The sequence below is a fragment of the Streptomyces sp. AcH 505 genome, from assembly GCF_000818175.1.
Lineage (GTDB): Bacteria > Actinomycetota > Actinomycetes > Streptomycetales > Streptomycetaceae > Streptomyces.
In genome coordinates, this window is the sequence record NZ_JTIY01000001.1 from 4,125,663 (window position 1) to 4,132,661 (window position 6,999).

Consider the following 6,999-nt stretch of genomic DNA (forward strand, 5'->3'; position numbering starts at 1 on the left):
CCGCGCGACACCGCGCACCAGCTGTTCGCCGAGCGGGCGCGCGCGGTGCGCCCCGAGTTCGACCCGGCGGACGACCCCGCCGCCGTCGCCGAGATCTGCCGCCGTCTCGACGGGCTGCCGCTGGCGATCGAACTGGCCGCCGCCCGGCTGCGGTTGCTCACGCCGCGCCAGATCGCGGACCGTCTCGACGACCGGTTCCGGCTGCTGACCAGCGGCAGCAGGACCGTTCTGCCGCGCCAGCAGACCCTGCGGGCCGTCGTCGACTGGTCCTGGGACCTGCTGGACCTGCCCGAACGCGCCGTCCTGCGCCGGCTGTCGGTCTTCTCCGGCGGCTGCGACCTGACGGCCGCCGAGTCCGTGTGCGCGGGGCCCGGCGTCCCGGCCCGCGAGGTCGCCGCGCTGCTCGGCTCGCTCATCGACAAGTCCCTTGTCGTCGCCGCCCCCTCGGAGGACGGCGGCATGCGCTACCGGCTGCTGGAGACCGTCACCGAGTACACCGCCGAGCGCCTGGACGAGGCCGACGACCGGCAGGCCACCGAACGGCGCCATCTGACCTACTACCGCGAACTGGCCAGGACCAGCGACCCCGAACTGCGCGGCAGCGGACAGCGCGCGGCGCTGGCCCGGCTGGAGTTGGAGAACGAGAACGTGCGCACCGCGCTGCGCAGGGCCGTCGCCGCCGAGGACGAGCAGGAGGTGCTGTGCCTCGTCCTGTCACTCGCCTGGTACTGGCAGATGCGCGACCTGCGCTTCGACGCCATGCAGTGGGCGAGCGCGGGGGCGGCGCTCGGGCCCGATCCGTTCGCCCCGCCCTACCGACCCGCCGAACCGCTCCAGGAGCGGTGCACGGACGCGCCGCCGCCCATGAGCCCCGAGGTGCTGCTGGAGGCGCGCCGTGAGGTCCGGCTGATCGAGCTGGTCAGCATGGATCACTCGGACAGCGAATGGAGCATGACCGAACGCGTCGAATGGTTCGGGGCCGTGAGCGAGGTCTATCGCGCGGGACTGCCGCAGACCTGCCGGTTCCCCGGCACGATGTGGTTCTTCTCGATGCTGTTCGCCGGCGAGGGGGAACGGCTCCTGGCGGCTCTCAACACGACGGTCAGCGCCTGCGAGGACTTCGGCTTCGACTGGGAGCTGGCGGCGGCTCTCCAGACGCGCGCCAACCTCCTCGCCAACAGGGGCATTTCGGCCGAGGACGCGGCCAGGGACGCCGACCGGGCCCGGGAGATCTACGAGCGGCTCGGTGACGACTGGGGCGCCGCCGAGGCGCTGTCGGCGCACGGCGAGGCCCGGGAGAGGGCAGGCGACTTCGACGGCGCCGTCGAGGACTTCACCGCGGCCATCCGCTATGCCGAAGGTCTCGGTGCCCGGGGCCATGTGACCCTGCTGCGCTGCCGGCTCGGGGGCAATCTGCTGGAGTCGGACCACCCGGAGGAGGGCGAGCGGATCCTGCGCGAGGCGCTGGCCGAGGGCGAGGAGGCGGCGGACGAACGGCCCGACCGGGAACCGGTGCCGATCGCCCGGCTGTTCCTGGCGATGTGGCTCGGCCGCAGCGGGCGCAGGGACGAGGCCAGGGAGCAACTGGAGCTGCTGCAGGCCGCACTCGCCCAGGACTCGCTGGCTGTCTTCGAGGGGTTCGCGAAGGGCGCCTTCGCCTGGCTGGACTGTGCGGACGGTGACTTCGCGCGGGCCCGCGTACTGGCGCGGGAGGCCGCTATACAGGCGAACGCACCGCTGTCCCGGATGATCGCCCCCGAGATGGTCGCCGTGCATCTGCTGACGGCCGCCTGGGCGCTCGGCGGTCTCGGCGGGGAGCGGGCGGAGGACGCGGCCCGGCTGATCGGCGCGTACGAGGCGCTGCTGCCCACCGGCCACTTCCGCGTCGCCACCGAGAGGATGGTCATGCGGGGGGCGCGCGAGGCCGTGCTGGCTTCGCTCGGCGGCGACACGGCCCGCTTCGACGCGGCACGCGCCGAGGGCGGCGGCCTCACGATGGAGGAGGCCGTCGCCCTCGTCTGATCCCGGGAGCACCGGGTCATCGGCTCAGGAGACCCCTACGAATCCGGAGCCACCTCGCGGCTCCCGGGACGCCCTGGGCGCCCTCGGACGTGTCCCGGCCGCGCGGGTCAGGACTTCTTGCGGAACCTGGCCACCGCGAGCGGCGCCGTCACCAGCGTGATCCCGGCGGCCCAGGCCAGCGTGATCCAGACGGCGTGGGCCACCGGGCCGCCGTTGAGCAGGTTGCGCGCCGCGTCGGCGAGATTCGACAGCGGGTTGTAGTCGGTGAAGTTCTGCAGCCAGCCGGGCATCGTCGACGGCGGGGCGAAGATCGATGAGCCGAACTGCAGCGGCATCAGGACCAGCATGGCCACCCCCTGGACGGCCTGCGCCGTCTTCATGGTGAGACCCAGCAGGATGAAGACCCACATCAGGGACGCGCCGAAGACCAGCGAAAGACCGACGGCGGCGAGCAGTTCCAGGACGGACGTCCCGACGCTCATGCCGAGCAGGAAGCCCATGCCGAGCAGGATCGCCGTGGCGACCAGCATCCGGCCGATCTCGACCACGATCTTCGCGATCAGCACCGACGACCGGGCGATCGGCATCGTACGGAACCGGTCCATGACGCCCTTGCGGAAGTCGTCGTTGACCCCCGTGCCGACCGCCATCGCGATGTTCATGCCCATCATCGCCATCAGCCCTGGCACCACGTAGTTGACATAGGCCTCACGGCCGCCGCCGATGCTCGCGCCGACGGAGCCGCCGAAGACGTACACGAACAGCAGCGTGAAGATGATCGGCATCAGCAGGACGTCGAACATCGACTCCGGGTCCTGCTTGATCTGCAGCACGTTGCGCCGGGCCAGCGCGCCGATGTGGCGCACATTGGCGCGCAGCCCGATCCGCCCCTCGTCGACGGGCCTGCGGGCCGGAGCGGTTGTCTGCTCGGGTGCGGACGTGGGAAGCGTGGTGGTGCTCATACGGCGACCTCCTCGGGCGCGGAGCCGGCGTCGGCTGCGGTGTCGGACTCCGAGGTCAGCTTCTCGCCGGTGATGGCCAGGAACACCTCGTCCAGGCTGGGCAGATGGGTGCCGATATGGGCGACGGAGAAGCCGCGCTCGGCCAGCAGTCCGATGACCGCCGTCAGTTGGCTGTCGCTGAGGATCGGGACGTACAGCAGACCCTCGTCGGGCACCACGGACGTACCCGACACGCCGTCGAGCCCCGTCTCGGCCAGCGCCCGTGCCATCGCGGGCAGTTGGGCCGGATCCGTGGGCCTGATCTGCAGGGTGCGGCCGCCGACCTTCGCCTTCAGCTCGTCCACCGCGCCACTGGCGACGATCTTGCCCTTGTCGATGACCGTCAGCTCGCTCGCCAGCTGCTCGGCCTCTTCCATGTACTGCGTGGTCAGCAGGACCGTCGCGCCTTCGGCGACCATCCGCTGCACCTCGTCCCAGACCTCGTTGCGGGTCCTGGGGTCGAGGCCCGTCGTCGGCTCGTCCAGATAGAGCACGGCGGGCTGCCCGATCATCGAGGCGGCCAGGTCGAGCCTGCGCCGCATACCGCCGGAGTACTGCATCACGGGCCGCTTGGCGGAGTCCGTGAGCGAGAAGCGCTCCAGCAGTTCGTCGGCACGGCGGCGCGCGTCCTTGCGGGACAGGTCGAGCAGCCTGCCGATCATGTAGAGGTTCTCCCGGCCGGACAGCTTCTCGTCCACCGAGGCGTACTGGCCGGTGAGGCCTATCGTGCGGCGCAGCTGCCTGGGCTGGCGCAGCACGTCGTAGCCGGCTACCACCGCTGTGCCCGCGTCGGGCTGGACCAGGGTGGAGAGGATCCGTACGAGAGTTGTCTTGCCGGCGCCGTTGGGCCCGAGGACACCGAGGACGGTGCCTTCGCGCACGTCCAGGTCGATGCCGTCGAGCGCCTTGGTCGCGCCGTAGTGCTTGACCAGCCCCCGCACCTCGACGGCGATGCCCGTGCGGCTGCCGCTGGGGTTCTTGTCGATTCGCGTCATGGGTACATAGCACCAGACGCCACCGACAATCCACCGACAGGCCGCCGACATCGCCGACAGGGCGCCGACAGGGCGCCGACCCCGGGCGACGGCGTGCGACAGCCCGCCGACGGGGGATGATCGGCGGGCTGTCGGATGTGCGAGGAGTGGTCAGGGGAAGGTGCTTCGGCGGACAGCCGCTCAGTGGAAGGTGTGCTCCTCCTGCGGGAACGTTCCGCCCACGACGTCCTCGGCGAACGCCCGCGCGGCGTCGCCCATCGTCTGCCGCAGGTTCGCGTACTGCTTGGTGAAGCGCGGGACCTTGCCGCCGGTGAGACCGACCATGTCGGTGTACACGAGCACCTGCGCGTCGGTCTCGGGACCCGCGCCGATCCCGACCGTCGGAATGTGCAGGATCCGGGTCACCTCGGCGGCCAGCTCGGCCGGTACGAGCTCCAGGACGACGGCGAAGGCGCCCGCGTCCTGCACGGCCTTGGCGTCGCGGAGCATCTGCTGCGCGGCCTCCTCGCCGCGCCCCTGCACCCGGTAGCCCATCGAGTTGACCGACTGCGGGGTGAGCCCGATGTGGCCCATCACCGGGATGCCGGACTGCACCAGCAGCTCTATCTGGCTGTGCGAGCGCTCGCCGCCCTCCAGCTTGACCGCGCCCACGCCGGCGTCCTTCACCAGCCGGGTGGCGCTGCGCAGGGCCTGTACCGGCCCTTCCTGGTACGTGCCGAACGGCAGGTCACCGACGATCAGGGCGCGCTTGGTGCCACGCACGACGGCGGCGGCCAGCATCGTCATCTCGTCGAGGGTGACCGGCACGGTGGTCTCGTAGCCCAGATGACAGTTGCCCATCGAGTCGCCGACGAGCATCACGGGGATGCCCGCCTCGTCGAAGACGGACGCCGTCATCGCGTCGTACGCGGTGAGCATGGGCCACTTCTCGCCGCGGTCCTTCGCTGCGGTGATGTCATGCACGGTGATGCGACGGGAGCTCTTGCCGCCGTACAGCGCCTTGCTGCTGTCGGAGGGGCTGCCCGTGGGCGGGTTCTGCGCAGAGTGGAGCGACATGGCCGACGGCCCTTTCGTCATCTCGAGGCGCCCTGACGGCGTCCCCGGACCACACCCATGGTGGCACTCCACGGAGCTGACGGGAAGTGGGGGTGGGGCAGCCGGGTCTCCGCCGCTCTCCCGGTGCGGGTTCGGGACCCGTCCCCGCGGGCAAAGAATTTCCAATACGAGACGGTCTCGTATCGAAATTGCTCTACGCTGTTCGCCATGTCCATACCGTCCGGCGGCCCCGCCGCCGCGCCACGCATACCCGAAACCGTCCACCGCAGGCGCTGGGCCATCCTGGCCGTCCTGATGTTCAGCCTGCTCATCGTCGTGCTGGACAACTCGATCCTGAACGTGGCCGTCAAGACCATCGCGGCGCCGAAGCCCATCGGCATCGGCGCCACCCAGAGCCAGCTCGAATGGGCCATCAACGCCTACACGCTCGTCTTCGCCGGACTGCTGTTCACCGCCGGACTGCTCGGCGACCGCATCGGCCGCAAGAAGGTGCTGCTCTTCGGCATCGTCGTCTTCGGCGTCGGCTCCGCGCTCGCCTCGATGTCCGGCTCGCCCGCCCAACTCATCGCCTTCCGCGCCCTGATGGGCTTCGGCGCCGCCTTTGTGATGCCGGCCACACTGGCCGTGCTGATGAACGTCTTCGAGCGCGACGAGCAGCCCAAGGCCATCGGTATCTGGGCGGGCGGTGTCGGCCTCGGCATCGCGATCGGCCCCATCACCGGCGGACTGCTGCTTGAGCACTTCTGGTGGGGTTCCATCTTCCTGGTGAACGTGCCGGTCGCCGCCGTCGCGCTGATCGCCATGGTGCTGCTGGTGCCGGACTCCAGGGACCCCAGGCCGGGGAAGCTCGACCCGCTGGGCGTGCTGCTGTCCATCGTCGGACTCGTCCTGCTGGTGTACGGGATCATCCGCGGCGGCGAGCTGGCCGACTTCACCGCGGTCTCCTCGCTCGGCCCGCTGCTCGGCGGGGTGGCCGTGCTGGCCGGCTTCGTCTGGCACGAGAAGCGCAGCAGCCACCCGGCCATCGACGTCGGGTACTTCAAGAAGCCGGCCTTCGCCGCCGCTGTCGCCGCCATCGCGCTGGTGTTCTTCGCGCTGATGGGCGTGACCTTCTTCTCCGCCTTCTACCTGCAGAGCGTGCGCGGCTACAGCGCGCTCCAGTCCGGGCTGCTGATCCTGCCGCTCGCCGCCGCCCAGATGGTCTTCGCGCCACGGGCCCGGCTGGTCGTCGACCGGTTCGGCGCGCGCGCCGTCTGCACGGCGGGCATGGTGCTCGTCGCGGCGGGACTGGCGATGTTCGCCTTCTTCGACGCCACCACGCCCGTCTGGGTGCTGTGCGTGGTCTTCTTCGTCCAGGGCACCGGAATGGCGCACATCATGCCGCCGGTGACCGTCTCGATCATGCAGGCGCTGCCCCGTGAGAAGGCCGGCTCGGGCTCGGCGGTCAACAACACCTTCCGGCAGGTCGGCGGCGCGCTCGGGATCGCCGTACTCGGCTCCGTGCTGTCGGCGACGTACCGCAGCGGCATCGAGGGACACCTCGGCGCCGTACCGGCCGGGGCGAGGGACGCGGCGGGGGAGTCGATCGAGGCGACCCTCGGCATCGCGGAGAAGCTCGGCCCCGCGGGCCGGCCGCTGATCACCTCGGCGCACGACGCGTTCCTGCACGCCATGCACGTCACGGCCGTCGGCTCGGCCGCCGTGGCGCTGATCGGCGCCGTCGTGGTCGTCCTGTTCCTGCCCGGCCGGCCGGCGGCCGACGGGTCCGGCGAGGCGCCGAACGCCGGTGAGAAGCGGGAACCGGCCACGGAGCCGGCCGCACGGCGCTGACGCCGGGCGCCTCCGGCCCCCGTCGTGCGGGAGAATCGACAAGGCGGGGGCAGGGAGTGTCCGCGAAGTATCGTCGTCCGCCCTTTGGGCGGGGC

At 71.1% G+C, this 6,999-nt stretch carries 4 protein-coding genes and 1 pseudogene; 2 read left to right on the top strand and 3 right to left on the bottom strand.

Annotated features, from left to right (window positions below):
• Positions 1-2,022: pseudogene (locus HY68_RS18875) on the top strand (AfsR family transcriptional regulator); the annotation flags it as partial.
• A 107-nt stretch (positions 2,023-2,129) separates the two neighbouring features.
• Here the strand turns inward: HY68_RS18875 and HY68_RS18880 are convergent.
• From HY68_RS18880 to panB, 3 genes are all read right to left on the bottom strand, one after another.
• Complete coding sequence (locus HY68_RS18880; protein WP_041990435.1) at positions 2,130-2,984, bottom strand: ABC transporter permease; 855 nt, start codon at positions 2,982-2,984, stop codon at positions 2,130-2,132.
• A complete protein-coding gene (locus HY68_RS18885) occupies positions 2,981-4,018 on the bottom strand; it encodes an ATP-binding cassette domain-containing protein (protein WP_041990437.1) in 1,038 nt (345 codons plus the stop codon). Before HY68_RS18885 ends, HY68_RS18880 begins: the two co-directional genes overlap by 4 nt.
• Before the next feature lie 180 nt (positions 4,019-4,198).
• Positions 4,199-5,074, bottom strand: a complete 876-nt coding sequence (panB, locus tag HY68_RS18890) for a 3-methyl-2-oxobutanoate hydroxymethyltransferase (RefSeq protein WP_041990439.1) — start codon at positions 5,072-5,074, stop codon at positions 4,199-4,201.
• 207 nt (positions 5,075-5,281) lie between these two features.
• Between panB and HY68_RS18895 the strand changes: the two genes are divergently transcribed.
• Complete coding sequence (locus HY68_RS18895; RefSeq protein ID WP_041990440.1) at positions 5,282-6,904, top strand: MFS transporter; 1,623 nt, start codon at positions 5,282-5,284, stop codon at positions 6,902-6,904.
• The last annotated feature ends 95 nt before the right edge of the window (positions 6,905-6,999 follow it).